The organism is Actinoplanes sp. HUAS TT8, assembly GCF_051380535.1.
GTDB lineage: Bacteria > Actinomycetota > Actinomycetes > Mycobacteriales > Micromonosporaceae > Actinoplanes.
On sequence record NZ_CP195646.1, the window covers coordinates 3,945,757 to 3,971,415 of the forward strand.

Below are 25,659 nucleotides of genomic sequence, written 5' to 3' on the forward strand. Positions count from 1 at the left end.
CCACCCCTCGTCGCCCCTATCGGCGCGATCAGGGTTTGCCTGAGCCCACTTTCCATTCCGGGGCGAGAATCGCCCAGACCTGCTTGTCGTAGCGCACACCCCGGAACGGCCAGGCCTCGCGCCGGACCCCCTCCAGGGTCATGCCGAGACGCTTGGCCACGGCGGAACTGCGGTCGTTGTCGGCCCGGCAGTGCCACTCGGCCCGGTGCAGGCCGCGGGTGGTGAACGCCCAGTCCAGCAGGACGGTGCTCGCCCGGGTGATCAGGCCGTGGCCCTCGGCCGACGGCTCCAGCCAGCAGCCGACCTCGCAGTTGCCGAACGCGGCGCTGAAGTCGGTGAACATGACCCCGCCGACCAGGGTGCCGTCGAGCCGGATGCCGAAGATGCGGGCGCCGTCGGCCGCCTGGCGCTCGGCGTACCGGCTCAGGGTGCCCCGGGCCTCGTCGACGCCGGTGGTGACGAACGCCGGGCCGACCCAGGGGCGGATGTGCTCGCGGGCCCGGTCCATGTGCTCGGCGAACTCCTGGGCGTGCCACACCTCAAGCGGGATGAGGTGTGCGTTGTCCCGCAGTGGTACCTCGAACATCCGGGCCTCCCGTTCACATAACGCTTGTTGTGTGAATGTAGCGTGGCGGGATGCCACGCACCAAGGGAGATCACGAGGCGCGCCGACGCGACGTCTCCGAGGCGGTCTGGAACGTGCTGGCCGGACGCGGATTCGCCGGGCTGACCCTGCGCGCGGTGGCGGCCGAGCTGGGGGCGACGACCGGGCTGCTCACCCACTACTTCCCGACCAAGCAGGCGCTGGTGTCGCACGCCCTCGACCTGCTGGAACAGCGGACCCTGGCCCGGCCGCGGCGCGAAGGCGGTGACGGACTCGCGGCGGTGCGGGACGCGCTGCTCGACGTACTGCCACTGACGGCCGAGGCGGTCGACAGCAACCGGATCTGGGTCAGCTCGTGGGATGCGGCACTGTCCGACCCGGGGTTGAGCGCCGACTACGCCCGGAAGTACGCGGCGGGCCGGGAACGGCTGGGCCTGCGGATCGCCGCCGCCCAGCGGCTGGGTGAGCTGCCGCCGGGCGATCCCGCGTCCCTCGCGGCGGCGGCCCACGCCTTCGTCCTGGGTCTGGTGGTCCAGGCACTCTTCGACCCGGCGGCCTTTCCCCCGGCGCGGCAGGTCGAGCTCCTGGACGCCTACCTCGCCGCGCTCCACGCCACGGCGTGAGGCGCCGGGAAGACCACCCGGGCGAAAGAACTGGCCGGGGTCACAGCGCCGGCAGGGACACCGAGTCGAGTCGCTGCAGGACCACGCGGCCGATCGAGGCGACCAGCTCGGGGTCCTCGGTGCGCAGCACACCCACGCCCGTTCGGTGGCACAGTGCCACCGAGTGGTGCGGGGTCATCACGATCAGACAGCTCTCGCCCGGGAACGGGGTGGACGGCCCGTCCGGGGCCAGGACGGCCGTGTAGAGGGCCTGCCGGCTCACCTGATCGGCCTGCGGCTGCCACTTGGCCAGCTCGTCCGGGCTGCAGTAGGAGCCGAGGGCCACCGCGTGCTGCCGGCCGTCGACGGCCGCGGCCACCCGTTCCAGGTCGCGGCGGGCCGACGCCTCGTCGATGACGTGCGCGCCGCCGGACTCGGCCACCTCGTACGGGCTGCCGACCGGCCGGTGCAGGCCGGCCCGGGGCGAGCGCAGCCCGGTCGACGTCGCGAGCGCGGAGAAGCGCAGGTCGGCCGGTCGTGCCGGTCGCCCGAAGTGCCATCCCTGGCCCCAGTCGGCGCCGAGCGCGCGGGCCGTGACCACGTCCTCGGCGGTCTCGATTCCTTCCGCGATGATCTTCGCTCCGGTACGGCGGGCCGTGGCGGCGACGACCGCGCACACCTCCGCGGTCGAGGCGGCGTCCGGGTTCCGCAGCAGGTTCATGTCCAGCTTGATGACGTCCGGGTCGACGAACGGCAGGAACGCCAGGGACATCGGGTCGGCGCCGACGTCGTCGAGCGCGATGCCGTTGCCGAGTTCGTGCGACTGCCCGGCGATGCCCAGCAGCGCGGCCGGGACCGCGGACAGCGCCCGTTCGGTGAACTCGGTGATGACCCGGAACGGCAGCCCGCCGAGCAGCAGTCGCATCAGGCGCGGCGACAGCGGCTGGTTCAGGGCGGCCGGTTCGGCGTTGATGAACACCAGCGGCGGCGTCAGCGGCATCTCGAGCGCGGCTTCCAGGCCCCGTTCGGCGCAGAGCATGTCGAGCGGGGCGAGCAGGCCGGCCCGGGTGGCCGCGGCGAACAGCTGGTCCGGGCGTTCCAGGGCGGTGCCGGCCGGGCCGCGCGCAAGCGCTTCGACGCCGACGACGGCGCCGGTGGCCAGGTCGACGATCGGCTGGAGCACGGGCATGACCTGCCGCTCGCGGATGAGCGTCGCCAGGTCAACGTCCACGGCGACGGCCGGAGCCCGGTCGTCCACTGCCACCTGCGCCACGCCGTCCCCCGCCCGTTTCTGTCTGACCGTTGTCGGTCAAGCTCCGAACACATCGGCGCTGCCGGGCACCGCCTGAAGGATTCCGACGACATGAGGGACGTGACCGTCGGTTTGCCGGGGCCGACGGCTTGGATCGCATTGATCGGTTGCGGTGAACCGCCCGCAGGCCGCATCGTGCGGGCATGGCTGAGAGCATCGGTGCCCCTGAGGGCATCATTGACGATTTCGACGTACGGGCATTCGTGCTCGACCGGCTCGCGTCCGAAGAGCTCGACGGCGCCCGGGTGTGCGTGATCGTCCCGGACGCGACCCGCAGCTGCCCGCTCCCCCTGCTGCTGGGCGCCGTGCACGAGGCGCTGCACGGCCGGGCCGCCGCGGTCACCGTCCTGATCGCGCTCGGCACGCATGCCCCGATGTCCGAGGAACAGCTGGCCAAGCACCTCGGCGGGCCGTACGAGGGGTTCGACATCCGTAACCACGAGTGGTGGCTGCCCGAGACCCTGGTGTCGCTCGGCGAGATCAGCGCCGAACGCGTCGCGCAGCTGTCCGAGGGCCGGATGCGCCAGGCGATCGACGTCACCCTCAACCGGGCGGTCGTCGAACACGACGTGTGCCTGGTGATCGGGCCGGTCTTCCCGCACGAGGTGGTCGGGTTCTCCGGCGGCAACAAGTACTTCTTCCCGGGCATCGCCGGGCAGGAGATCATCGACTTCTCGCACTGGCTCGGCGCCCTGATCAGCAGCGCCGAGATCATCGGCACCCGCGGGATCACCCCGGTGCGGGCGCTCATCGACGAGGCGGCCGCGATGATCCCGGCCCGCCGGCTCGCACTGTGCCTGGTCGTGGAGTCGGGCCGCGGGGCGTTGCACGCCGCGTCGTTCGGTGCGCCGGAAGACGCGTGGGCGGCCTGCGCCGACGTGTCCGCGCAGACCCACGTGCGCTACCTCGACGCGCCGGTGCGGCGGGTGGTGTCGATCATCCCGGAGAAGTACGACGACATGTGGACCGGGGCGAAAGGGTTCTACAAGGTCGAGCCGATCGTGGCCGACGGCGGCGAGGTGATCATCTACGCCCCGCACATCACGCGGATCTCGGCCATGCACCCCGAGATCGAACAGCTCGGGTATCACTGCCGGGACTACTTCGTGAAGCAGTGGGACCGGTTCAGCGATCAGCATTGGGGGGTGCTCGCGCACTCGACTCATCTGCGCGGGGCGGGCACATGGGATCCGGTCGCCGGGGAGCGGCCTCGCGTGACGGTCACGCTGGCCACCGGCATACCCGAGTCCGTGGTACGCGGCGCGAATCTCGACTACCTGGACCCGAGGGCGGTCGACCTGGACGCGCTGGCCGCCGACCCGTCCACGTTCGTCGTCCCGCAGGCCGGGGAAATCCTCTTCCGCCTCCGATGACCACGCCCCCGATCGATAGGGTTCACCGATGTACGCCGACCTCGATCTGGACCGGACCGCCCGGCGGGGATATCCGGAGGCCGTCTACTGCGCCGGGAAAACTCCGGCGCAGGTGGCCGGTATCGCCGCCACGGTCCGCGGACGACCGGATGTGATCACCCTGTTCACCCGGGCCGAGCCGGAACACGCGGCCGCGGTCCTGGCCGAGCTGCCCGACGCCCGCCACGATGCCGACGCGGGACTGCTGGCCTGGCCGCCCACTCCTCCGACGCCGGCCGGCGGGCTGGTCGTGGTGGTCGCCGCCGGCACGTCCGACCTGCGGTACGCCCGCGAGGCCAAACTGACCGCCCGCTACCTCGGCCGGCCCACCGAACTCGTGGTCGACGTCGGCGTCGCCGGGCTGCATCGCATCCTCGGCCACCTCGAACTGCTGCGCCGAGCCCGGGTCGTCGTGGTCGCCGCCGGGATGGACGGCGCCCTGCCCAGCGTCGTCGCCGGCCTGATCGCGGCGCCGGTGGTCGCGCTGCCGACCTCGGTCGGCTACGGCGCCGCCTTCGGTGGACTCGCGCCCCTGCTGGCCATGCTCAACGCCTGCGCCCCCGGCGTTGCTGTGGTCAACATCGACAACGGCTACGGCGCCGGCCACCTGGCCGCCCAGATCGCCGCCGACCCACCCGCCGCCGACCGGCCCTGAATCCTTGCCGCCTTGGATCCCGCAGCCCCACCCCGGCTTGCACCGATTCACCGCCGCGCCCCGGGCCGGGACCGCCCTGGGCGCCGGCCGGGTGGAGGGTCGCGGGCGTGCACGGATTTGTTGCTCTGACCGCGACCAACCGACCAGATCGCCCTTGCGGGCTGAGCGTTCTGGGCGCGCCAGCGCCCTGCTCAGACCGGAAGGGTCCCCGCGGGAGCGACGGTCTGTACCCCGGCGGACCGAGGCAATGAAGAACTTGAAGTTGATCTAACGGATTGCCTCCTCGACGGCCGGGGCGAAGCGGGTCTTGACATCGATGCGTTTGAACTCTTCTATTAGGCAAGTTAACTAACCATTGCCGTCCGGGAGAGTTCCCCATGTATCGAACACGATCAGCCGTTCTCGCGGCCGTGTCGGCCGCCGTCGTGGCCGCGGCCGGTTTCGTCGCGCTCGCACCCGACGCCCAGGCCGCGACCACGTCGCGCATCCCGGCCCACGTCTTCGCCCCCTACTTCGAGGCCTACAACGGCGACAGCCTCAACGGACTGTCGCAGCAGTCCGGCAACAACTTCCTGACCCTGGCCTTCATCCAGACCGCGAGCGCCGGGTCCTGCACCGCGCAGTGGAACGGCAACACCGCCATCTCGTCGGCCACCTACGGCTCGGACATCACCGCGATCCGGGCCCGCGGCGGCGACGTCATCCCGTCGTTCGGCGGATTCGCGGCCGACAACACCGGCACCGAACTGGCCGACTCGTGCAACAGCGTGGACGCGATCGCAGCCGAGTTCCAGCGGGTCATCACCACCTACGACATCACCCGCATCGACCTCGACATCGAGGACAACTCGCTGAGCCGCGCCGACGGGATCGACCGCCGCAACAAGGCGATCAAGAAGGTCGAGGACTGGGCGGCCGGCACCGGCCGGCTCGTGCAGTTCACCTACACGCTGCCGACCACCCCGAACGGCCTGGAGTCCAACGGCCTGGCCGTCCTGCAGAACGCGGCCCAGAACCAGGCCCGGATCGACCTCGTCAACATCATGACGTTCGACTACTACGACGGCGCCACCCACGACATGGCGGCCGCCACCCAGACCGCCGCGACCGGACTGTTCAACCAGCTCAAGGGTGTCTGGCCGGGCAAGACGGACGCGCAGTACTGGAACATGGTCGGGATCATCGAGATGAACGGCCAGGACGACTACGCCAACGACACCGGCAACCTCAACGCCGAAGTGTTCACCCTGGCCAACGCGACCACGGTGACCAACTGGGCCAAGTCCAAGGGCGTCGGCGCCCTGTCCTTCTGGGCCCTGCAGCGCGACAACGGCGGCTGCCCCGGCCAGGCCCCGGGCGAACGCAACTGCTCCGGCATCTCCCAGTCGACCTGGCAGTTCAGCCACCTGATGCAGGGCTTCACCTCGGGCGGGACCAGCACCCCCGGTTCGCCGAGCCCCAGCACCCCGTCGTCGAGCCCGTCCAAGCCGGCGTCGCCGTCCCCGTCCGCCTCGGTCTCCACCCCGGCCGGCACGGCGTGGGCGCCCGGGGTCGCGTACAAGGTCGGGCAGATCGTCACCTACAACGGCAAGCGCTACCAGTGCCGCCAGGCCCACACGTCCATCGTCAGCTGGGAGCCGCCGAACGTGCTCGCCCTCTGGCTGCCCCTCTGACTCTCATCCCGGCTCGGCCCACCAGCCGGGCCGGGCAACTCCCCGACACACAAAAGCCCGGCCACATCGGCCGGGCTTCGGGTTCAGGCAGGTCAGTGCCACCGCCGTTGTGGTCAGAGCGGGTCGACTTCGGCTCCCCGAGCCCGCCGCAGTGAGCATCGATGCGGTGGTGGCCGGCAGGGCACAGCCCCGGCGCTTCGGTCATCGTGGCTTCACAAAGTGGAAACGAAACTGTTCAATGTCTGGGAGCGCTCCCACTCCCGAAGGGCACCATCATGCGTCGTGTCTTGCTCGTCGCCGTTGCTCTGGCTCTCATGATTTCCGGGCTTTCGCTGCTCGGCCGCCCGGCCACCGCCGCGGGCGCCTACAACTACGGTGAGGCCCTGCAGAAGTCCATGTTCTTCTACCAGGCGCAGATCGCCGGGCCGAAACCGTCCTGGAGCCAGGTCTCCTGGCGCGGTGACGCGGCCGTCAACGACGGCGCCGATGTCGGGCGGGATCTCAGCGGCGGCTGGTTCGACGCCGGGGATCACGTGAAGTTCGGCTTCCCGATGGCGTTCACCACGACCATGCTGGCCTGGGGCGCGGTCGAGTACCGGGACGCCTACGCCTCGTCGGGCCAGCTGACCACGCTGTTGAACAACCTGCGGGTGCCGAACGACTATTTCATCAAGGCGCATCCATCGGCCAACGTGCTCTACGGCCAGGTCGGCAAGGGCGACGACGACCACAAGTGGTGGGGCCCGGCCGAGGTGATGCCGATGGCCCGGCCGTCGTACAAGATCGACGCCACCTGTGGCGGCTCGGATCTGGCCGGCGAGACGGCGGCGGCGATGGCGGCCAGTTCGATGGTGTTCCGGCCGACCGATGCGGCGTACGCCGACAAGCTGCTGACCCACGCGCGTCAGCTGTACACGTTCGCCGACACCGTCCGGAAGGCGTACAGCGACTGCATCACCGACGCGGCCTCCTACTACAAGTCGTGGAGCGGCTACCAGGACGAGCTGGTCTGGGGCGCGATCTGGCTGTACCGGGCGACGGGCGAGGCGACGTACCTGAGCAAGGCGGAGAGTGAGTACGACGCGCTCGGCACCGAGCCGCAGAGCTCGACCCACTCCTACAAGTGGACAATCGCCTGGGACAACAAACAATTCGGCGCGTACGTACTGCTGGCCAACCTGACCGGCAAGCAGAAGTACATCGACGACGCGAATCGCTGGCTGGACTGGTGGACGGTCGGCGTCAACGGCGAGAAGGTGCGGTACTCCCCCGGCGGCGAGGCGGTTCTCGACAGCTGGGGTTCGCTGCGGTACGCCGCCAATACCGCGTTCGTGGCCCTCGTGTACAGCGACAAGACGTCCGACGCGACACGAAAGACCCGCTATCACGACTTCGCGGTGCGACAGATCAACTATGCGCTGGGCGACAACCCGCGACAGTCCAGCTACGTGATCGGTTTCGGGGCCAACGCGCCGAAGAATCCGCATCACCGTACGGCGCACGGGTCCTGGTGGGACAACATGACCGTGCCGGCCGACACCCGGCACGTGCTGTACGGCGCTCTGGTCGGCGGGCCGTCCTCGCCGGACGACGCCTACGCCGATCAGCGCAGCGACTATGTCATGAACGAGGTCGCGACCGACTACAACGCCGGGTTCACCTCGGCCGTGGCCCGGCTCTACCGGGAGTACGGCGGCAGCCCGGTGGCCGGTTTCCCGCAGGCCGAGAAGCCGGACATGGACGAGATCACCGTCGAGAGCACGGTGATGCAGGACGAGACCCGGGACACCGCCCTCAAGGTGATGATCTACAACAAGTCGGCGTACCCGGCACGGGCCCTGACCAGCGCGTCCTACCGGTACTACTTCCGCCGCGAGGGCACGGCGGCGATCCAGGTGACCCCGGGTTACACGCAGGGCTGCCCGGCGCCGTCGACGGCCACGCAGGTGTCCGGCGATCTCTGGTACGTCGAGGTCAACTGCGCCGGGTACCGGATCGCGCCGGCCGGGCAGTCCGCGTACCGGATGGAGGTGCAGTTCAAGGTGGGTGTGGCCGACGGTGGCACCTGGAACCCGGCCAACGATCCGTCCTACCTGGCCGGGACTTCGATCAACCCCAGAATTCCCCTGTACGAGGCGGGCAAGCTGATCTGGGGTCAGGAGCCGGATTCCACCTCCCCGTCACCGTCACCGTCCGGTTCGCCGTCCACGTCACCGTCACCGTCGGTCTCGCCGTCGGTCCCGCCCTCGCCGTCGACCAGCCCGACCCCCAGCGCCGGTTGCCGGGTCACCTACACGACCAGTGACTGGGGCAGTGGCTTCACCGGAACGGTCACCGTCGCCAACACCGGCACCTCGGCCTGGACGTCGTGGAACCTGGGCTTCACGTTCCCCGGCAACCAGAAGGTCGGTCAGGGCTGGTCGGCGACCTGGGCCCAGACCGGTACGCAGGTGACCGCGACGAGCCTGTCCTACAACGGCGCCCTGGCGGCCGGGGGTTCCACGAGTGCCGGCTTCAACGGCACCTACAGCGGCACCAATCCGCCGCCGACCGCTTTCACCGTCAACGGCATGGCCTGCACCCGGGGTTGATCCGGTACGGCGGCCGGCCATGTCATCCGTTGCCGGCCGCCGCCCGCAGGACCCGCTGAACCTCGGCGGTGACCGCGGGCGAGGTCACCGGCGCCCACCGGGCGAACAGGTCCCGGAAGTAGTCGCCGTGCTTGGCGTACAGCGCCGGGTTCTGCTCGATGACGTCGAGTTCGTTGACGATGCTCAGGTCCACGAACGGCCCGACCTCGCCCGGGCCGAGCGTCCGGTCGTGCCCGGTGAAGCGGTCGTGCACGACGGACGTCTCGGCCAGGTGGGGCCAGGTGCGGTCGCGGTCGCACGCGCCGTACCGGTACACCAGTTCCTCGGCCTCGACGCCGATCACGGCCCGGAGCAGGGGCCGGTCGGTCCACGCGATGAGCGCCAGGTCGAAGCCGTCGGTGCTGTAGGCGGCGTGGGTGAGGCCGGCCAGCTGCACGTACGGCGCCGCGCCGCACGCCGCGAGGCGTTCCGCCACCCGGCCCAGGTGAGCGTAGAGCGTGCCGCCGGGGTGCTCGATCGACTCGGTGCCGTGCTCGCGCAGGAACGCCCGCGCCGCGCTGTCGAAGGCCATGAATCCGACCCTAGCCAGGTCGCCCCGGTTCGGCGCGGTAGGCCAGGCCGTGAGCGTCGTCGCAGTGCTCGGCCAGGTCGTCCGGGCCGGCGTGGTCGACCTGCAGGGTGCTGTGGGTGATGCGGTGCCGGGTCTGCAGCAGGTCCTCGATGCGGCCGCGGACGGCGTGGCAGTCGCTGCGCGGGACGACCAGGACGTGGGCCGAGAGGGCCGGCTGACCGGAGGTGATCAGCCAGACGTGCAGGTCGTGGACCTCGACGACCTCGTCCAGGGCGACCAGTTCGGCGCCGAGCGCGGCCGGGTCGAAGCCGGCCGGAGCAGCTTCCAGGAAGATCCGGCCGGAGTCGCGGATCAGGCCCAGGCCGGCCTTGACCATCAGCGCGACGACGATCAGGGTGGCGATCGGGTCGGCCCGGGTGAAGCCGGTGGTGACCATGACGACACCGGCGATCGCGGTGGCGATGAACGCGTACAGGTCGTTGAGGACGTGCTGGAACGCGCCCTCGACGTTGAGGCTGGACCGGTTGGCCCGGCTCATCGCCCACGCGGCGGCGACATTGACGACCACGCCGACCAGGGCGGTGACCAGGACCAGGCCGCCGGCCACCTCGGGCGGGTGGATCAACCGGCGGACCGCCTCGTAGGCCAGCCACGCGCCGAGCAGGAGCATGGTCAGCCCGTTGGCCTGGGCGGAGAGGATTTCGGCGCGCTTCAGGCCGTACGTAAATCCGCCCTTGGGTTTTCGCGCCGCCAGGCGCATCGCGATCAGGGCGAGCACTATCGCACCGGCGTCGGTCAGCATGTGGGCGGCGTCGGAGAGCAGCGCCAGGGATCGGGCGAGCAGGCCTACGACGACCTCGCCGAGCATGAACGCGCTGATCAGCCCGAGGGCAACGCCGAGCCAGCGCCGGTCGGCGTCGGCCGAGACACCGTGGTCGTGGCCGGCGTGCCCGTGCTCGTGGTCGTGATCGGCGTCAGGGGTCGGCATGGCGCGGCCTCTCTGGCGGTCGGGACGATGCACCGGTCGAAACCGGCGGTCGGGACGATGCGTCGGTCGAAACCGGCGGTCGCACCGATGTGCCGGTTGAAACCGGTGGTCAGGACAGTGTGCTGGTCGAAAACATATGCAGCTATTGCCATGGTTGCACATCGAGCTGTGACCCCGGTTGTCGATCCGTCACCTAACCACTAAAGTTGGTTTTGAAGGTTAGCCAAAGGGGGCGGACATGTCCGTTTTTCACCACGGGGAGCTGGCCGCGCAGAAGCGCGCCGGCCTGCTGGACCACGCCGCGCACGTCTCCGCGATCATCGGCCCGCGGATCCCGGGCATGGCCCGCACGTTCCTGGACGAGCAGCCGATGCTGGTGATCGGCGCCGCCGACCGGGACGGCCACGTCTGGGCGACCCAGCTGACCGGCCGCATCCGGGTCACCGGCCCGTCGGCGATCACGGTGGCCTCGGCCCCGGCGCCCGGCAACCCGCTGCACGAGGTCCTGAGCGAGCCGGCCCGGGTCGGCATGATCGGCATCGAGCCCGGCACCCGCCGCCGGATCCGGATGAACGGCACCGCGTTCCCCACCCCGAAAGGTCTGCGGGTCGAGCTGGACCAGGTCTACGCGAACTGCCCGAAGTACATCCAGCAGCGCGAGTCCTGGCTGGAGCCGGCCACGCCGGGCGCCCCGCGGGACGGCGACCGGCTCACCGGCGAGCAGATGGCGTTCGCCGCCGCGACCGACACGTTCTTCGTCGCCAGCACCGGGCCGGACGGCAGCTTCGACGCGTCGCACCGCGGCGGCAATCCAGGATTCCTGCAGGTGCTGAGCCCGACCCGGCTGCGCTGGCCCGACTACAACGGCAACGCGATGTTCAACACGCTCGGCAACCTGGAGGCCGATCCGCGGGCCGGCCTGCTGCTGCCGGACTGGAGCACCGGCGCCCTGCTGCACCTCAGCGGCACCGCCGTCGTCGACTGGGACCCGGCCCACGCCGCAGCCGTGCCCGGAGCGGAACGCCTGGTCGACTTCACCGTCGAGCGGGTCGTCGCGATCGAGAACGCGTCACCCCTGCGCTGGACCCGGCCCGTGATGTCCCGGTTCAACCCCGCGGCGTGACGATGCGCTCGAACGTGCCGAAGGCCGCCGCCCGCTTGGCCAGGTCGTTGCCGACCCGGGCGTGGGCGGCGGCGGTCTCCTGGATCTCCCGCGCGTGCGCCCGCTTCTCGGCCATCGAGATCACCGACGTGCTCAGATCCGTCCACCGGACCGCGCCCCCGGCCGCCAGCTCCCCCACGCTGCCGCAGGTCGCGCAGGTCACGGCCACCCCGTCGAGGGTGATCACGTCGAGGTGGCACATCGGGCACAGTCCCGGCTCACCCAGGTAGGTCACGTCGTCGAACTCCACGCCGAGCTGCGACGCCACGTTGGCGCCGAGCCGTCCGGCCCGGTCCAGCGCGGCGTCGTCGAGCAGGATCGACCGCGGTGTTCCGGCGCCGCCGAGGACGATCTGGTCGACCACGGCCATGTGCATCGAGAACACCGTGCTGTGCAGCAGCGGCAGGGCCAGGGTCTTCCACTGCGGGGTGAGCGAGCCGCCGACCGCGATCAGCCCGGCCACCCGCGGCTTGAGCACGCGCTCGTCGACCCGGAACGGCACGGCCGGCTCGACGCCGCCACGCCGGACCTCGACGAGGTGTTCGATGATCGCGGCGTCGGCGTTCGGGCCGAGCAGGAAATCGATCACGGTCTTGAGGCGCGCGGCGATGGTCCGGCTCATGATCGGGGAGCTGACGATCAGGCCGTCGCACTCGACCAGGCGTTCCCACAGCCACCACAGGTCGTCGTCGCCGGTCAGGTCGGTCAGCCGCACCAGCTGCGCGTCGCCGGCCGCGCGCAGCGCCGCGGTCAGCAGGATCTCGGCACTGCCGCCGGGTTGCCCGCAGCCGAGCCCCAGAACCTTCATGACACCGTTCCTCTCGACAGCAATTCCACCAGGTTGCCTTCCGGATCGGCGACGAACGCCATCCGCACGCCCGGTTCCGGCGACGGCCGCGGCGTCATCACCGCTCGACCACCAAGACCCACGACCTTCGCGTACGTGTCGTCGAGCTCGGCCACGTCGAAGGCCACGTGCCCGAAGCCCTCGGCCAGCGCGGCCTGCGCCGGGTCGGCCGCCCGCGGCCCCGGCGACGATCCGGGCCGGTGCAGCAGTTCGAGGCGGTCGCCGTGCTCGCGGTGGATCAGCATCACGATGTCCAGGTCGATCGCGTCCACCCGCAGGTCCAGCTCACGGTCGTAGCCGAACGCGGCGCAGTACCAGCGGGCGGCCGCTTCGAGGTCGCGCACCGACAGCCCGGCGTGGTCGAGGCGGGCCTCACCCATGGACGTTCAGCCCTTTCACGTCACCGGTCAGATAAGAGGCGAAGATTCCGTACGGGTCCCGGGCCGCGCGGATCTCTTCGAGTCGCCGGTAGTTACGGTCGGACAGGAAGCGGTCCTGCCGCCGCGTGAAGTCGGTGTCCCCGAGGTACACGCCGGCGCCGTGCCGGGCGAGGTCGGCGGTCCGCGCGTGCACCCAGGTGCGGTACTTCTCGTCGTCGGCCGGGTCGCTGTAGATCGCGTACGTCGCGATGTAGACGTTGCCCTGCACCGAGAACGCCATGTCGGGCAGCTCGCGCTCGGGCGCCCAGCCGTACCAGATGGAGAACGAGTGTTCGGTGTCGAGCTCGCTCCAGAGCCGGCTCAGCGAAGGCGCCAGGACGTCGGCGGGCGCGTCGGTCCAGGTGCAGTCGACCGCGTACCGGTAGCCGTCCGGGTTCTGCGCGGCCTGGGCCACGCACTCCTCGGCCAGGGAGGTCGGCCCGGTCACGTGCGCGACCTGCCGGTCTTCGAGGGGCCCGCCGTCGAAGACCCGCAGCAGCTCGGCGGCCTCGGCGTCGGAGCCGGCCATCACTGTCGTGTGCAGCAGCAGTGTGGGTTCGCCGGGCAGCCGGGTGGCGGCGATGACCGGTTCGATCCGCCGGTCCAGCGTCGGCAGCAGCCCGTGCATCCAGGCGAGGAGCGCGGCGGCGTCGTCCGGGTGGAACGAGCGGGTGTCGTGCCACATCGCGGCCGGCGCCTCGTACGTCTGAAGGTGGAACGCCGTGACGATGCCGGGGAAGCCGGGCCCGGCGCCGCGGGCGGCCCAGTAGAGGTCGTTGTTCTCGACGGCGTCGGCCCGGATCCGCTCGCCGTCGGCGGTGACCACGTCGATCGCGATCACGCTCTCGCAGGCCCAGCCCATCCGCCGCCCGTTCCAGCCCTGGCCGCCCTGCAGCAGGTAGCCGCCGAGGCCGACCTCCGGGCAGTGCCCGACCGGGAACGCGCGCCCGCGCTCGGCCAGGAACGGTGACACGTCGAGTCCGCCGCGGGCGGCCGGCCCGGCGACCAGCACACCGGTCGCCTCGTCGTAGTCGAGCCGGTCGAGCTCGGCCAGGTCGATCAGCAGCGCGTCGTCGCGCAGACTCCAGGCCGCCCAGGAGTGGCCGCCCGAGCGGACGCTGACGCTCAGGTTCTCCGCGCGGGCCAGGCGCACACCGGCGGCCACGTCGTCGGCGTCGGCCGCGAGCAGGATCGCCGCCGGGTAACGGTCGGGTCGCCGGTCGTTGAAGATCCGGCCGACCCGCGCGTCCTCGTATCCCGCGTCGCCGCGGCGCACCAGGTTCGTCATCCGACGGCCGCCGCTCCGCCGTCGACCGGGATGTTGGCTCCGGTCACGTGTGAGGACTCCGAGCAGGCCAGGAAGAGGATGGCGTTGGCGACGTCCTCGGGCTGCCCCCATTTGCGCAGCGGGACGGCGGTACGGATCGCCTCGGCCGGGCCGTCCGGATCGGTCAGGGTCGGTAACGTCTGGGGTGTTTCGGTCATCGCCGGGCTGACCGCGTTGACCCGGATGCCCTTCGGGCCGCCCTCGACCGCGAGCTGATAGGTCAGCGCGAGCACACCGCCCTTGGCCGCACCGTGCGCGTTCTGCGGCATGAAGAACGCGCCGCGCGACCCCGAGATCGAGCCGACGTTGACGATCGCCCCTCCCCCGCGCCTGATCAGATGCGGCCACGCGCAGCGGGTGACCAGGAAGACGATGTCCAGTTCGTGGCGGATCGTGAACGACCAGTCGTCGAACGACAGCTCGTCGATCGCGCCGAACCGGATCGCCGACGCGTTGTTGACCAGCACGTCGATGCCGCCGGCGAGCTCGGCCGCGGTGTCGACGAAGTGCCGGGCGCCGTCCTCGGTGGCCAGGTCGACCGGTGCGATCGTGTCGGTCCGGCCGCCGGCCGCGCGGATCAGCCCGGCGGTCTCCTCGGCTCCGGCCCGGTCGAGGTCGGCGCCGATCACGTGGGCGCCCTCGCGGGCGCAGACCATCGCGGTGGCGCGGCCGATGCCACCGCCGGTCCCGGTGACGAGCACGGCCAGGCCGGCCAGGCGCGGAGGTCGGGTCACGATGACTCCCTTACTTTCACTGTGTGAAAACGTGTTTCACATGGATGCCGACTGTAATGAGATCGCCGTCACAGGTCCAGCCCGGATTCGCCGTCGCCAGACCAACTCACGGTCAGATTTTCAACCAACAAAACCGATCTTCGCCGTACGAGAATGAGGGTTTAGGGTGTCGCCATGAAGCTGACCCATCTCGGACACGCGTGCCTGCTCGTGGAGACCGACGTGCGCCTCCTGGTCGACCCGGGCACGATGTCGGACTTCGCCGCGCTCACCGACCTGGACGCCGTGCTGGTCACCCACCAGCACCCCGACCACGTCGACCTGGAGCGGCTGGCCGCCCTGCTCGCCGCCAACCCGGGTGCGCGCCTGATCGTGGACCCGGACACGCGTCCGGCCGCCGGGCACCTGCCCGGGCTGGAGGTGGCCGGGCCGGGCGATCGGCTGCGGTTCGGCGCCACCACGGTCGACGTGCACGGCGGGTTGCACGCGGCGGTGTACGGGCCGGTGCCGGGCTGCACCAACAATGCCTACCTGGTGGACGACGGCGCGCTGTTCCACCCGGGTGACTCGTTCGCCCGGCCGCCGGGTGACGTGGACGTGCTCGCCGTGGCGATCGACGGGCCGTGGCTGAAGCTGGCCGAGGCGGTCGACCATGTGCGGGCGGCCGCGCCCCGGGTCGCGGTGCCGATTCACGAGGGTGAGACCGTCGACCCGGGCAAGTACACGGGGATGCTGGCCGCGTTCACCCCGGACAGCGTGCAGGTGCGGCCGCTGACCCGGGGTGAGGCGACCGGGCTCTAGACCCCTTCCCGGTACGCCTGGACGAGCCGGGCGTACTCGGCGGCGCTCGGCTTGGGACTGCGCGCGAAGGTCGCCCGATCGACCTCGACCAGTCCCAGCCGGATGCCGTACCCGAAGATCCACTCGTAGTTGTCGAGCAGGGTCCAGTGCAGGTAGCCGAGCACCGGGACACCGTCGGCGATCGCCTCGTGCAGGCCGGTCAGGGCGGGCGCGAGGAACGCGGCCCGGCGACTGTCGTCGTCGGTCGCCATGCCGTGCTCGCTGACCAGGATCGGCACGCCGGTCTCGGCGTGCACGTAGCGGACCGCGTTGCCCAGCGACGACGGGTGCACGTCGGAGAAGAGCGCGCCGTCCTCGGCCGGGACCAGGCCGTTCGCGTCGTAGCGGGCGCGTTCGTAGTTCTGCACCCCGACGAAGTCGTCGTCACGGACGAGACGCAGCCAACGGCCGTACACCTCTGATCGTTTCTGGTCTCTGATGGTGGTGACGCCGACCGCCTGGTCGTCGACGACGGCCAGGCTCAGCCCGACCGGAAGGTCCGGGCGGCGGGCCTTGATCGCGGCCTTGCCGGCGACGTGCCCGGCGGCCATGCCGGTCTCCAGGGCGTCGAACTCCTCGGGCAGCGCGACGTTGGCCAGCCGGTACCGGTCGACGCCGGCCGCCTCGGACGCCGCCTGCAGGGTGGCCCGTTCCAGGTCGTGGACCGCCTGCGGGATCGGGGTCCAGGAGAGCAGGCGTGGCAGGTTCGGCTCGTTGAGCGTGACCGCGGAGGCGATCCGGTCGCCGATGCGGTCGGTGAGCACGCCGCAGTAGCGGGCGAACGCCTCGGCCGCGCCGGGGTCGAGCCAGCCGCCGCGGGCCGCGAACCAGTGCGGGGCGGTCATGTGGTTGTAGGTGACGACCGGCGCCAGGCCGAGCTCGACGCAGCGGTCCACGATCGCCGCGTAGTGGTCGAGGGCGGCCTCGGAGAACTTCCCCTCGACCGGTTCGACGCGGGACCACTCGACCGAGAACCGGTACGCGGTCAGGCCCATCCCGGCGACCAGGTCGACGTCCTCACGCCAGCGGTTCAGACCGTCGCAGGCCGGGCCGGACGGCTCGCGGAAGACGGTGGGTGTGACGTGCTCGGCGAACCAGGTGTCGCTGGTGTCGTTGCCGCCCTCGATCTGGTGCCCGGACGTCGCGACGCCCCACAGGAATGCCATCAGAACATCGACCTCCGTGCTCCGGTGATCCAGCCGACCAGCTGGTCGTTGTCGGTCTCGGTGGTGGTGACGTCGGCGACCTTGCGGCCGCGGTTGAGCACCACGATACGGTCGCAGACCTCGGTCGCGAGGGGCAGGTTGTGGGTGACCAGCACGCAGGCCACGCCCTGCTCGGCCATCCGGCGGATCAACGCCTCGACCTGCCTGGTCTGCTCGTAGCCGAGCGCGGCGGTCGGCTCGTCCAGCAGCAGGACACCGTTGCGGTCCCCGGTGACCCGGGTCGCGGCCCGGGCCAGGGCGACCACCTGCCGCTGCCCGCCGGAGAGCATCTCGACCGGGCGGGTCACCGCGGCCGTCCGCACGCCCAGCCGGTCGAGCTCGGCCGCGGCCCGCTTGCGCTGCGCCTTGTGGTCGACGAACCCGAGCCAGCCCAGCGGCCCCTTGCGCAGGATCTCCCGGCCGATGTTCAGGTTGGTCGCGATGTCCTGGGCGTCGACGAGTGCCAGGTCCTGGTAGACCATCTGCACGCCGGCCGCGGTGGACTGGCTCGGCGAGTGGAACACGGTCTCCTCGCCGTGCACCAGGATCGTGCCGGCGGTCGGCTGATGCGCCCCGGACATCACCTTGAGCAGGGTGGACTTGCCGGCCCCGTTGTCGCCCAGCAGGCCCAGGACCTCGCCCTGCTGGACCGCGATGTCGATGCCGTCGAGCGCGCGGACGTAGCCGTAGTGCATGTCGATGCCGCGCAGTTCCAGCGCGGGCGCCGTCTCGGTCACGCCGATCACCTCGTTCCGGTGTGTACGGACGCCTGGGCGGTGGCCACGAGGCGCCGGGAGACCGTGGTCGAGACCCATTTCTCCAGGCCGAGCGAGCCCAGCAGGAGCAGGCCGGTCACCGCGGTCGCCCAGTACGGCTGGATGCCCTTGATGGTGAGCCCGTTGGAGATGGTGCCCAGGATGAGCGCGCCGACCAGGACCCGGGGCAGCGAGCCCCGGCCCCCGCTGAGCGCGACCCCGGCCAGGGCCACCGCGGTCAGCGCGTTGAAGATGATGCCCGGGTTGGCGGCCGGGTTCGCCTCGGTCACCATGGCCGCCGTGACCAGGCCACCCAGTGCCGCGCAGAACCCGCTGACCACGAAGCCGAGCACCTTGTAACGGTCGGCGTTGATGCCGGAGCGGCGGACCGCCTCCGGGTTGCCGCCGACCGCCATCAGCCGGATGCCGTCCCGGGTGCGGGTGAGGAACGCGGTGCCGGCCAGGAAGAGCACGGCCACCACCCAGACCGGCGCCGGGATCCCGGCGAACCGGTCGGTGCCCAGGAACATCAGGTCAGTCAGCCCGGGGATCGTGTACCCGCCGGCCAGGGCCGCGGCCAGCCCGGACAGCACCGACAGGGAGCCAATGGTGACGATGATCGGGTTGAAGCCGCGCAGCGCGATCAACCCGTTCACCACCCCGACGACCACACCGACGGCCAGGCCGGCGACGATCCCGATCCCCACCGGGACGCCGTGCGTCATCAGCCAGCCGCACACGCAGCCGGCCATCGCGGCGGTGCCCGGGATGGACAGGTCGAGCGCCCCGCAGATGACGCCGACGGCGATGCCGGCCGCGAAGATCGCGGTCAGCGCGGCCGCGTTGGCGATCAGGATCGCGTTGTCCACACTGGCGAAGTACGGGCTGGCCCACAGGCTGAAGCCGATCAGCAGCAGCGCCCAGAGGACGAGGATGCCCCGGTCGCGGACGAAGATGAGCCAGCGGACGCCGGCCGGATCCCGCTCCGGCCCGGCGGCGACCTGCTCGGTGGTTTCGGCGGTCACGGTCATCTACCTCAGCCCTTCGCCGTGATGACCTTCTGCGGAACGATCAGGATCTGACCGTTCGCCTTCGGGTCCGACTGCATCGCCACCAGCGTGTCGAAGGACTGCGCCATGTCGGCGTCGAACTGCAGCGCGACCGAGGCGTAGATCTTCCCGTCGGTGACGTTCTTGAGCACCTCGTCGTTGCCGCCGAAGTCGGTGACGCACTGCGGCGTCTTGCCGGCCGAGGCGAACGCGCCCAGCGCACCGAGCGCACCCTCGTCGTTGGAGGCCATCACCGCGCTCAGGGTCGGCTTGCCCTGCAGCACGTTGCCGACGTCGGTCTGCGCGCTCGCCCGGTCCTTGGCGATCACGCTCTGCACGATGGTGGCGCCGGGCGCCGTGGCCTTGAGGGCGGCCGCGGCAGCGTCCTCGAACTCCTTCTTACCGGCCTGACCCTCGGAGCTCTGCGCGGCCAGGACCTCGGCCTTGCCGCCCATCTTCTCGTTGATGCACTCGCCGAGCTTCTCGCCCAGCGCCTTGCCGCCGGCCGCGTAGTCGACGTAGTCGAACGTGACGCCGGGCTGCGGGCCGGTGAACCCGTACTCGTCCGGGCGGCCGTTGACCAGCAGCGGAATGCCCTTGCCCTGGGCCGTCTTGATGATCGGCAGCATCGACGGGGGCGCCACCGCGAGGATCCAGCCGGCGCCGACCCGGCCGGCGCTGAGCACCTCGTTGAGCTGCTGGGTCTGCTTGCTGGGGTCGAAGTTCGGGTCCTGGACGATGACCTCCCAGCCCTTGCCCTTGGCGTAGGCCTTCACGCCTTCGGACAGCCCCTTCAGGGCCGGCGGGGCGAGCGAGAGCGGGGAGAAGACCAGCGTCTTGGACAGGGCCGTGGAGGCGCCGGCGGTCGAGCCGGCGGAATCCGAGGCGTGGCTGCAGGCGGCCAGCACCATCAGGGCGGCACCGGAAGCGACTATGGCGCGCAGGGGGCGCGAAGGGTGAGAACTCACGGCCGGACTCCTCGCTGTGATCTTGCTGGTTAGACCTTGCGAATCTCGACTTTCATCTAGCGAAAGTGACTTTCTCGTTCGCCTGCGAGAAACGTAAACGACGCCTGTAAAGATGTCCATGGCTGGGCGGCCCCGTTTCCGGGCCGTTACCAGGACCTCTGTAGACCGCTCACCAGGGCCACCATCGCGTCGTGGGCCGGCGTGGGCACGCCGACCCGTCGGCCCTCGGCCGCGATGCCGCCGTTGAGCACGTCGATCTCGGTCGGCCGGCGGGCCAGGACGTCCTGCAGCATCGACGGCTTGTGTCCGTACGCCTCCCGGATCGCCTCCTGCACCGCCTCCTCCGGATCGCGGGTCAGCCCGATGCCGGCCGCCGCGCAGACCGCCCGGGCCTCGGCGATCAGGATGTTCACCTGGGCCAGCAGACCCGGATCGGTGCACACCTGGCCCACGGTCAGGCCGGTGAGCGCGGCCAGCGGGCTGGTGGCGGCGTTGAACACGACCTTGGTCCACTGCGGACCGCGGGCGTCGGCGACCGCGTGGGTGGTCAGGCCCCCCGCGTTGAGCAGGCCGGCCAGCAGCTCGATCTCGTCCCGCGCGGCCGGTCTCGACTCGAACGGGCCCAGCCAGGAGTCGCCGGGAGCGTCGTAGCGGACGGTTCCGGGGGCGGTGACCGCGCCGGCCGTGACGATCGTGCCGCGCATGACCCGGGGCAGGACCCGGGCGATCAGCTCCTCGTTGCCGATGCCGTTCTGGACGCTGACGACGGCCGCGTCGGCCAGGGCGTCCCGGGCGGCGGCGACCGCCGCACCGGTGTGCGACGACTTCGTGGCGACGATGCCCAGGTGACAGGGTGGCAGGTCGGCGGCGCTGGTCCGGGCGTGGACCGGGGCGGTGAAAGCGGCCTGGCCGGTGACCGTCAGGCCGGCCCTCTCGATGGCGTCGACGTGCTCGCGCCACGGGTCGACCGCCCAGACCTCGACGCCGGGGACGCGGGCCAGGTGGGCGGCGTAAAGGCTGCCGATGGCGCCGCAGCCGAGCACGGCGATGCGGGTGTCGCTCATGCGGCCACCGCCTTGGCCAGGGCCGCGCACTCGGCCGGGTCGATGCCGCCGACGCCCAGGCCGCCGACCACGCGACCGCCGGCCAGCAGCGGCAGGCCGCCCGGGACGCCGAGCACGGTCACCGGATTCAGGTGGGTCACCGCGTCCCCGTACCAGCGGGACAGCAGGTCGCTGGCGACACCGAACCGGGCGGCGGCGGCCGCGACGCCGAGCGCGATGTCGACTCCCCCGGTGGCTGCGTCGTCCATCCGGTCCTGCTGGATCGGGTCGCCCCCGCGGTCGACCACCGCCACGCTGACCTGCATCTTTCGGGATCGGGCCTCGGTCAGCACCTGATCGCACAGCTCCCGCGCCCAGTCCAGCTCGTGCTGCCCGGTCGCGGGCCGGGCCGGTTTCAGGCCGAGACTTTCCTCGGGCGGCACCGTCAGGTCACCGAAGCGCTGCCGCCAGCGGGCCGCGTCGTCGCCGTGCTGGCCGACGTAGGGGAGATCCAGTGCGTACGCGATGAGCAGGTCCTCGGGGTTGGCCGGCTCGCCGGCCGCGCTGACCACCTCCGGCGCCACGCCCTCGGGCAGGAACGGACTGACCGTGGCGCCCGAGGCGGCGACCCCGGCGACGACCACGCCGTAGTCGTCGCGGACCGGGATCGCGCCCGCGCCGGGGAACATCGCCTCGGGGCTGACCTGCACGAATCCCGCCGAGATGGGCGCCGGCAGGGTGGTCATCCGGTGCAGGTGCTCGGTGCTGGTGATCTGCTGGGTGGCGGCGATCCACGCCTTGGACCGGGCGCGGGCCATGCCGCCCGGGCCGCCGTGGTCGAGCCGGGACGCGGTGATCAGCGCGCCGCTGGCGCCGACGATCGCGATGCCGCCGCGCAGTCCGAGCTGTTCGGCCTTGTCGACGGCCCGTTCGACGATCCGTCGCGCGTCGGCCAGCGGCAGGTCCCGGGGATGGCGGCCCATCAGAGGAGAGCCGTCTCTACGCAGGTCAGGGCCGATATTGAATGTGGCACGGGACAGTCCTCCGTCTTGACGCGACGTCACTTTCGGCCAATGAAAGTAACTATCGTGGAGGCTAGACCCGCTCTCCGGGGGTGTCCAGACATGCGTCGGCCCCGGCGCGACAGCGGTCACGCCGGGGCCGATGGACGGGCAGATTCATCGCGTACGGAAATCAGGTCCTGAACAACCGCAACCCACAGCGAACCCGAGGCCGATCGCCGGGCCGGACCACGTGTGGGTCAGGCCACGGCGGCTCGTTCGAGGCCGAGAGCGGCCGCCGCCCGGGTGAGGGCGTCGATGTGCTCGTCCGGACTCTTCAGCCCGGCGCCGCCGGTGTTCACCGCGAGGTGGGTGGCGCCGGACCGCCGCCACGCCTCGGCCGACTCGGCGAGACCGTCGGGCGTGCCGGTCCAGTGCAGTGAGCCCTCCAGGCCGATCGTCGACGGGTCGCGGCCGGCCGCGGTGGCGGCGCGTTCGACGGTGCCGCGGGCGGCGTCCAGTTCCGGGCCGGGCGTGGTCTGCGGGAACCAGCCGTCGGCGAGGCGGCCGATGCGCCGGTAGGCCGGTTCGGACTGGCCGCCGAACCACAGCGGGATCGGGCGTTGCACCGGTCGCGGGGCGATCCCGGCGCCGGTCACCGTCTCGAACTCACCGCGGTGGGTGATCGAGCGTTCGGTCCAGTAACGGCGCAGCAGCGTGATCTGCTCGTCGTAGCGGCGGCCGCGGTCGGCGAAGTTCAGGCCGAGCGCCTCGAACTCGACCGGGTTCCAGCCGACGCCGATGCCGAGCCGGAACCGGCCGCCGGTGAGCACGTCCACCTCGGCCGCCTGCTTGGCGACCAGCGCGGTCTGCCGCTGGGGCAGGATGATCACGCTGGCCGCCAGTTCCAGCGAGGTGAGCGCGGCCAGGAAGCCGAAGAGCACGAACGGTTCGTGGATGCTGGTGTCCACGTCGTACGGGCGGGTCCAGCCGGGGTGCGCGTCCCGGTCCGCGCCCAGGACGTGGTCGGCGACGCGCACGTGGTGGTAGCCGAGCTCGTCGGCGGCCTGGCCGTAGGCGCGGATGGCGCCCGGATCGTCACCCAGGCTGTTCTGCGGGAAAACGACACCGATCTTCGTCACGGTCGTACCTTTCGTCGTGAGGTCTAGCGGGTCAGTGCGGTCAGCTGGGCATGCCGGGTGTCCGCGCTCTGGCCCTGCACCAGCACGAACAGGGCGGAGCGGGCGTGCAGCTGGGCGGTGTCGGCGCCGGTCAGGGCGCGGCCGGCGCGGGCCACGACCAGGGCCCGGGTGATCGCGGCCAGGGCCTCGCCGCTGGCGACCTTGGTGGCCAGGCGCTCGTCGAGCCGGTGCCGCCCGCCCCCGGACGCGGCGGCCTCGTCGGCCAGGGCGTAGGCGGTCTCGCGGATCCGGGCGACCCGGGGCGCCCAGGTCGCGGCCACCGCTTTGACCAGCGGATCGGGGGTCTCGTCGAGCTCCCGCAGGACCGTGGCGGCGAGCCCGAAGTGGTGGGCGCGGGCGTCACTGGCGATGGCGAGGTCGTCGAAGCGGGTCTCGGCCAGGGAGCGGCGGGAGATCACATGCTCGTCCGGGACGGCCACCCGGTCCAGGATCACGCGTTCGGTCCGGCTGCCGGTGACCGCGGCCAGGCCGAGCGCGGCACCCTGACGGACCCCGTCGCCGATCTCGACCAGGGCGGTGACCACGGTCCCGGTGGTCTTCTCGACGGCGGCGACGGTCAGGGCGGCGTTGAGGCCCCAGCCGCTGACCCAGGAGATGGTGCCGTCGAGGATCCAGCCGCCGTCGGTGCGGGTGGCCTCGATGTAGCGGTGAGGGTAGCTGCGCACGTCGCTGATCCCGGCGCCGAGCAGCACCTCGCCGGTGAGGACCCGGCGGGCCAGGTCGGACACCGGGCGGCCCGGTTCGGCCGAGCAGGCCAGGCGGCCGGTCAGCGGGACGTGCTGGGCCCAGACCAGCCAGGTGTTGAAGCAGGCGCCCGCGACGATCTCGTGGATACGGCGGTCGGCTGCCGGGTCCAGGCCGCGGCCGCCGTACTCGGCCGGGGCCAGGTGGTTGAGCAGGCCGAGGTCGCGCAGTTCGTCGATGCGGGCGGCCGAGACGCCGTCCCGGTCGGTACGCAGCGCGTCCGGGCGCAGGACGCGCTCGGCGTACTCGTGGACGGTCTTCACGAAGGGATGTGCGTCGGCGTCGTCGACCGCCTGCGCCGAGGTCGGGGCGAGGTGCATGGGACTCAGGATGACACGCGATCTATAACCTATCATTTACATAGGTTAACTAGGCTATGGCGACCTACCGTGCCATAGTGGAGCCGGCGACAGACGCGAGCCCTACCTGCACAAACGCCGGCTGAACACCGCGTCCTGAGTTCTGATCGCGCCCGACGGGAGAAGCCCGATGACCCATCGCCTCTATCTGAGCGTCGCGCTCAACAGCACCGGCTCCGCGGCCGGCTCGTGGGCCGCGCCCGGCACCAGGTGGAACCGGTTCAGCGACTGGGACCACTACCTGCGCTCGGCCCGGCTGGCCCACGAGGGCGTGTTCGACATCGTCTTCGTCTCCGACCATCCGGCGTTGCAGCGCGACAACACGTCCCGGCCGATCCACAGCTTCGACCCGACCGTGCTGTTCACGGCGATCGCGGCGGCCGTGCCCGACATCGGGTTCCTGCTGACCGCGTCGTCGTCGTACAACTCGCCGTACAACCTGGCGCGACGACTGGCCACCCTCGACCACATCTCCGGCGGACGGGTGATCTGGAACGTGGTGTCCAGCTTCAACCCGGACATCGCCGCCAACTTCGGGGCGGCGCCACTGCCCGAACGCGCCGAGCGCTACCGCCGGGCCGACGAGTTCGTGCGGGTCGTCAAGGATCTGTGGCTGAGCTGGGACACACCTCCGGACGAGACGCCGGACGGGCCGCTGTGGGACGCGAGCACTGCCCGGCGCATCGACCACCACGGGGAGTTCTTCGACGTGGCCGGGCCGCTGAACGTGCCGATCGGGCCGCAGGGGCACCCGGTGATCTCGCAGGCCGGCGCCTCCGACGCGGGGATCGACCTGGCCGCGCGGCACGCCGACATCGTGTACGCGTCATTACTGCACAAGCAGTCCGCGTACGACTATCAGGCGCGGCTCGCCGAGCGGGCCCTCGCGCACGGCCGGGACCCGGGCGACCTGCGCCTGCTGCCCGGGCTGACGGTCGTCCTGGGTGAGACGCGGGAGGAGGCGTACCGCAAACACGAGGCGTTGCACGGGCAGCGCGGGGAGGACGGGCTGATCGCCGACTTCCTGCACCGCAACTGGGCGGTCGACCTCGACCACCGGATCGACCCGGACAAACCCCTGGACCCGGCGCTGTTCACCTACACCGAGGATCAGAAACGGCCGGTCGGATTCGTGAAAGCGTTCGCCGAACTGGCCGCGGCCGAACAACTGACCCCCCGGCAGATCGTGCGCCGGGTCGAAGGCGGTCACCGGCTGGCCGTCGGCACCCCGCGCGAGGTCGCCGACACCATCCTGGACTGGTGGGGCAGCGGGGCGGTGGCCGGCTTCAACATCCACATCCCGGTTCTGCCGGACGGCATCGCCGAGTTCAACCACCTGGTCATCCCGCTGCTCCAGGAGGCCGGCGCGTTCCCGACCGCCTACGACGGCTCCACGATCCGCGAACGTCTCAAACTTCCCGACCCGAGAAACCGCTGATCCGGTACGGACTCAGCGGTGCACCGAAAGCGAGATGCGGCCCGCGAAGAGCGGTGACGAGGTGGCGCCGTGAGCGTCGCCGCAGGGACGCACGACACCTTGAAAAACGCCCGATCCCTTGATTATCTATAGGGTAGGTAGAGATTGACGGTAGCCGG

The 25,659-nt window shown here is 71.2% G+C and carries 24 protein-coding genes; 8 read left to right on the forward strand and 16 right to left on the reverse strand.

The window, feature by feature from the left end; genetic code table 11:
- Window positions 1-28 precede the first annotated feature (28 nt).
- A complete protein-coding gene (locus ACSHV8_RS17930) occupies window positions 29-586 on the reverse strand; it encodes a GNAT family N-acetyltransferase (protein WP_436534495.1) in 558 nt (185 codons plus the stop codon).
- A 50-nt stretch (window positions 587-636) separates the two neighbouring features.
- On the opposite strand from ACSHV8_RS17930, the gene ACSHV8_RS17935 reads away from it, so the two are divergent.
- Window positions 637-1,227: a TetR/AcrR family transcriptional regulator gene (locus tag ACSHV8_RS17935; protein ID WP_436534497.1), complete on the forward strand. Its 591-nt coding sequence runs from the start codon at window positions 637-639 to the stop codon at window positions 1,225-1,227.
- A gap of 40 nt (window positions 1,228-1,267) precedes the next feature.
- Here ACSHV8_RS17935 and ACSHV8_RS17940 read toward each other — a convergent pair whose 3' ends face one another.
- Complete coding sequence (locus tag ACSHV8_RS17940) at window positions 1,268-2,479, reverse strand: EAL domain-containing protein (protein WP_436534499.1); 1,212 nt, start codon at window positions 2,477-2,479, stop codon at window positions 1,268-1,270.
- Window positions 2,480-2,661: 182 nt separating this feature from the next.
- On the opposite strand from ACSHV8_RS17940, the gene ACSHV8_RS17945 reads away from it, so the two are divergent.
- From ACSHV8_RS17945 to ACSHV8_RS17960, 4 genes are all read left to right on the forward strand, one after another.
- Complete coding sequence (locus tag ACSHV8_RS17945) at window positions 2,662-3,891, forward strand: lactate racemase domain-containing protein (RefSeq protein WP_436534501.1); 1,230 nt, start codon at window positions 2,662-2,664, stop codon at window positions 3,889-3,891.
- A gap of 28 nt (window positions 3,892-3,919) precedes the next feature.
- Entirely contained in the window at window positions 3,920-4,585 is a 666-nt protein-coding gene (gene larB / locus ACSHV8_RS17950) for a nickel pincer cofactor biosynthesis protein LarB (protein WP_436534503.1), read from the forward strand.
- A gap of 377 nt (window positions 4,586-4,962) precedes the next feature.
- On the forward strand, window positions 4,963-6,258 hold the full coding sequence (locus ACSHV8_RS17955; protein ID WP_436534505.1) for a carbohydrate-binding protein: 1,296 nt from the start codon (window positions 4,963-4,965) through the stop codon (window positions 6,256-6,258).
- Window positions 6,259-6,533: 275 nt separating this feature from the next.
- The gene (locus ACSHV8_RS17960; protein WP_436534507.1) at window positions 6,534-8,849 is read left to right on the forward strand and encodes a glycoside hydrolase family 9 protein; all 2,316 of its coding nucleotides are present in this window, start codon (window positions 6,534-6,536) and stop codon (window positions 8,847-8,849) included.
- A gap of 22 nt (window positions 8,850-8,871) precedes the next feature.
- Here the strand turns inward: ACSHV8_RS17960 and ACSHV8_RS17965 are convergent, their stop codons facing one another.
- Together ACSHV8_RS17965 and ACSHV8_RS17970 are read right to left on the reverse strand one after the other, a co-directional pair.
- Window positions 8,872-9,420, reverse strand: a complete 549-nt coding sequence (locus ACSHV8_RS17965; protein WP_436534509.1) for a DUF6817 domain-containing protein — start codon at window positions 9,418-9,420, stop codon at window positions 8,872-8,874.
- Between the two features lie 10 nt (window positions 9,421-9,430).
- Window positions 9,431-10,408 carry a cation diffusion facilitator family transporter gene (locus ACSHV8_RS17970; protein ID WP_436534511.1) on the reverse strand — a complete coding sequence of 326 codons (978 nt, stop codon included), beginning with the start codon at window positions 10,406-10,408 and terminating at the stop codon, window positions 9,431-9,433.
- Window positions 10,409-10,646: 238 nt separating this feature from the next.
- On the opposite strand from ACSHV8_RS17970, the gene ACSHV8_RS17975 reads away from it, so the two are divergent.
- On the forward strand, window positions 10,647-11,531 hold the full coding sequence (locus ACSHV8_RS17975; RefSeq protein WP_436534514.1) for a pyridoxamine 5'-phosphate oxidase family protein: 885 nt from the start codon (window positions 10,647-10,649) through the stop codon (window positions 11,529-11,531).
- Here ACSHV8_RS17975 and ACSHV8_RS17980 read toward each other — a convergent pair.
- Genes ACSHV8_RS17980 through ACSHV8_RS17995 form a run of 4 tightly spaced genes read right to left on the reverse strand, consistent with a single transcriptional unit; the run spans window position 11,515 to window position 14,897 of the window.
- Window positions 11,515-12,378: a flavodoxin family protein gene (locus tag ACSHV8_RS17980; protein WP_436534516.1), complete on the reverse strand. Its 864-nt coding sequence runs from the start codon at window positions 12,376-12,378 to the stop codon at window positions 11,515-11,517. The two genes, ACSHV8_RS17975 and ACSHV8_RS17980, sit on opposite strands and share 17 nt — an antisense overlap.
- Window positions 12,375-12,797 (reverse strand): VOC family protein, encoded by a 423-nt coding sequence (locus tag ACSHV8_RS17985; RefSeq protein WP_436534518.1) that lies wholly within the window; start codon window positions 12,795-12,797, stop codon window positions 12,375-12,377. Before ACSHV8_RS17985 ends, ACSHV8_RS17980 begins: the two co-directional genes overlap by 4 nt.
- Window positions 12,790-14,124: an FAD-binding oxidoreductase gene (locus ACSHV8_RS17990; RefSeq protein WP_436534520.1), complete on the reverse strand. Its 1,335-nt coding sequence runs from the start codon at window positions 14,122-14,124 to the stop codon at window positions 12,790-12,792. The genes ACSHV8_RS17985 and ACSHV8_RS17990 overlap by 8 nt, the downstream gene beginning before the upstream one ends.
- On the reverse strand, window positions 14,121-14,897 hold the full coding sequence (locus tag ACSHV8_RS17995) for an SDR family NAD(P)-dependent oxidoreductase (RefSeq protein WP_436534522.1): 777 nt from the start codon (window positions 14,895-14,897) through the stop codon (window positions 14,121-14,123). The genes ACSHV8_RS17990 and ACSHV8_RS17995 overlap by 4 nt, the downstream gene beginning before the upstream one ends.
- Before the next feature lie 174 nt (window positions 14,898-15,071).
- Here ACSHV8_RS17995 and ACSHV8_RS18000 point away from each other — a divergent pair, with 174 nt between their 5' ends.
- On the forward strand, window positions 15,072-15,698 hold the full coding sequence (locus ACSHV8_RS18000) for an MBL fold metallo-hydrolase (RefSeq protein ID WP_436534524.1): 627 nt from the start codon (window positions 15,072-15,074) through the stop codon (window positions 15,696-15,698).
- Here the strand turns inward: ACSHV8_RS18000 and ACSHV8_RS18005 are convergent.
- The 8 genes from ACSHV8_RS18005 to ACSHV8_RS18040 form a co-directional block, all read right to left on the reverse strand.
- Window positions 15,695-16,903: a glycoside hydrolase family 1 protein gene (locus tag ACSHV8_RS18005; RefSeq protein WP_436534526.1), complete on the reverse strand. Its 1,209-nt coding sequence runs from the start codon at window positions 16,901-16,903 to the stop codon at window positions 15,695-15,697. The two genes, ACSHV8_RS18000 and ACSHV8_RS18005, sit on opposite strands and share 4 nt — an antisense overlap.
- On the reverse strand, window positions 16,903-17,679 hold the full coding sequence (locus ACSHV8_RS18010) for an ATP-binding cassette domain-containing protein (protein ID WP_436534528.1): 777 nt from the start codon (window positions 17,677-17,679) through the stop codon (window positions 16,903-16,905). Before ACSHV8_RS18010 ends, ACSHV8_RS18005 begins: the two co-directional genes overlap by 1 nt.
- Before the next feature lie 5 nt (window positions 17,680-17,684).
- Window positions 17,685-18,722 (reverse strand): ABC transporter permease, encoded by a 1,038-nt coding sequence (locus tag ACSHV8_RS18015; RefSeq protein WP_436534530.1) that lies wholly within the window; start codon window positions 18,720-18,722, stop codon window positions 17,685-17,687.
- An 11-nt stretch (window positions 18,723-18,733) separates the two neighbouring features.
- Window positions 18,734-19,714, reverse strand: a complete 981-nt coding sequence (locus ACSHV8_RS18020) for a sugar ABC transporter substrate-binding protein (protein ID WP_436534532.1) — start codon at window positions 19,712-19,714, stop codon at window positions 18,734-18,736.
- 146 nt (window positions 19,715-19,860) lie between these two features.
- A complete protein-coding gene (locus tag ACSHV8_RS18025) occupies window positions 19,861-20,778 on the reverse strand; it encodes a ketopantoate reductase family protein (RefSeq protein ID WP_436534534.1) in 918 nt (305 codons plus the stop codon).
- A complete protein-coding gene (locus tag ACSHV8_RS18030; RefSeq protein WP_436534536.1) occupies window positions 20,775-21,740 on the reverse strand; it encodes a heme-binding protein in 966 nt (321 codons plus the stop codon). Before ACSHV8_RS18030 ends, ACSHV8_RS18025 begins: the two co-directional genes overlap by 4 nt.
- A 278-nt stretch (window positions 21,741-22,018) precedes the next feature.
- Window positions 22,019-22,900, reverse strand: coding sequence for an LLM class F420-dependent oxidoreductase (locus ACSHV8_RS18035; RefSeq protein WP_436534538.1), 882 nt, complete (start codon window positions 22,898-22,900; stop codon window positions 22,019-22,021).
- Window positions 22,901-22,923: 23 nt separating this feature from the next.
- Window positions 22,924-24,024, reverse strand: coding sequence for an acyl-CoA dehydrogenase family protein (locus ACSHV8_RS18040; protein WP_436534540.1), 1,101 nt, complete (start codon window positions 24,022-24,024; stop codon window positions 22,924-22,926).
- A gap of 169 nt (window positions 24,025-24,193) precedes the next feature.
- On the opposite strand from ACSHV8_RS18040, the gene ACSHV8_RS18045 reads away from it, so the two are divergent.
- Window positions 24,194-25,501, forward strand: coding sequence for an NtaA/DmoA family FMN-dependent monooxygenase (locus ACSHV8_RS18045; RefSeq protein WP_436534542.1), 1,308 nt, complete (start codon window positions 24,194-24,196; stop codon window positions 25,499-25,501).
- The last annotated feature ends 158 nt before the right edge of the window (window positions 25,502-25,659 follow it).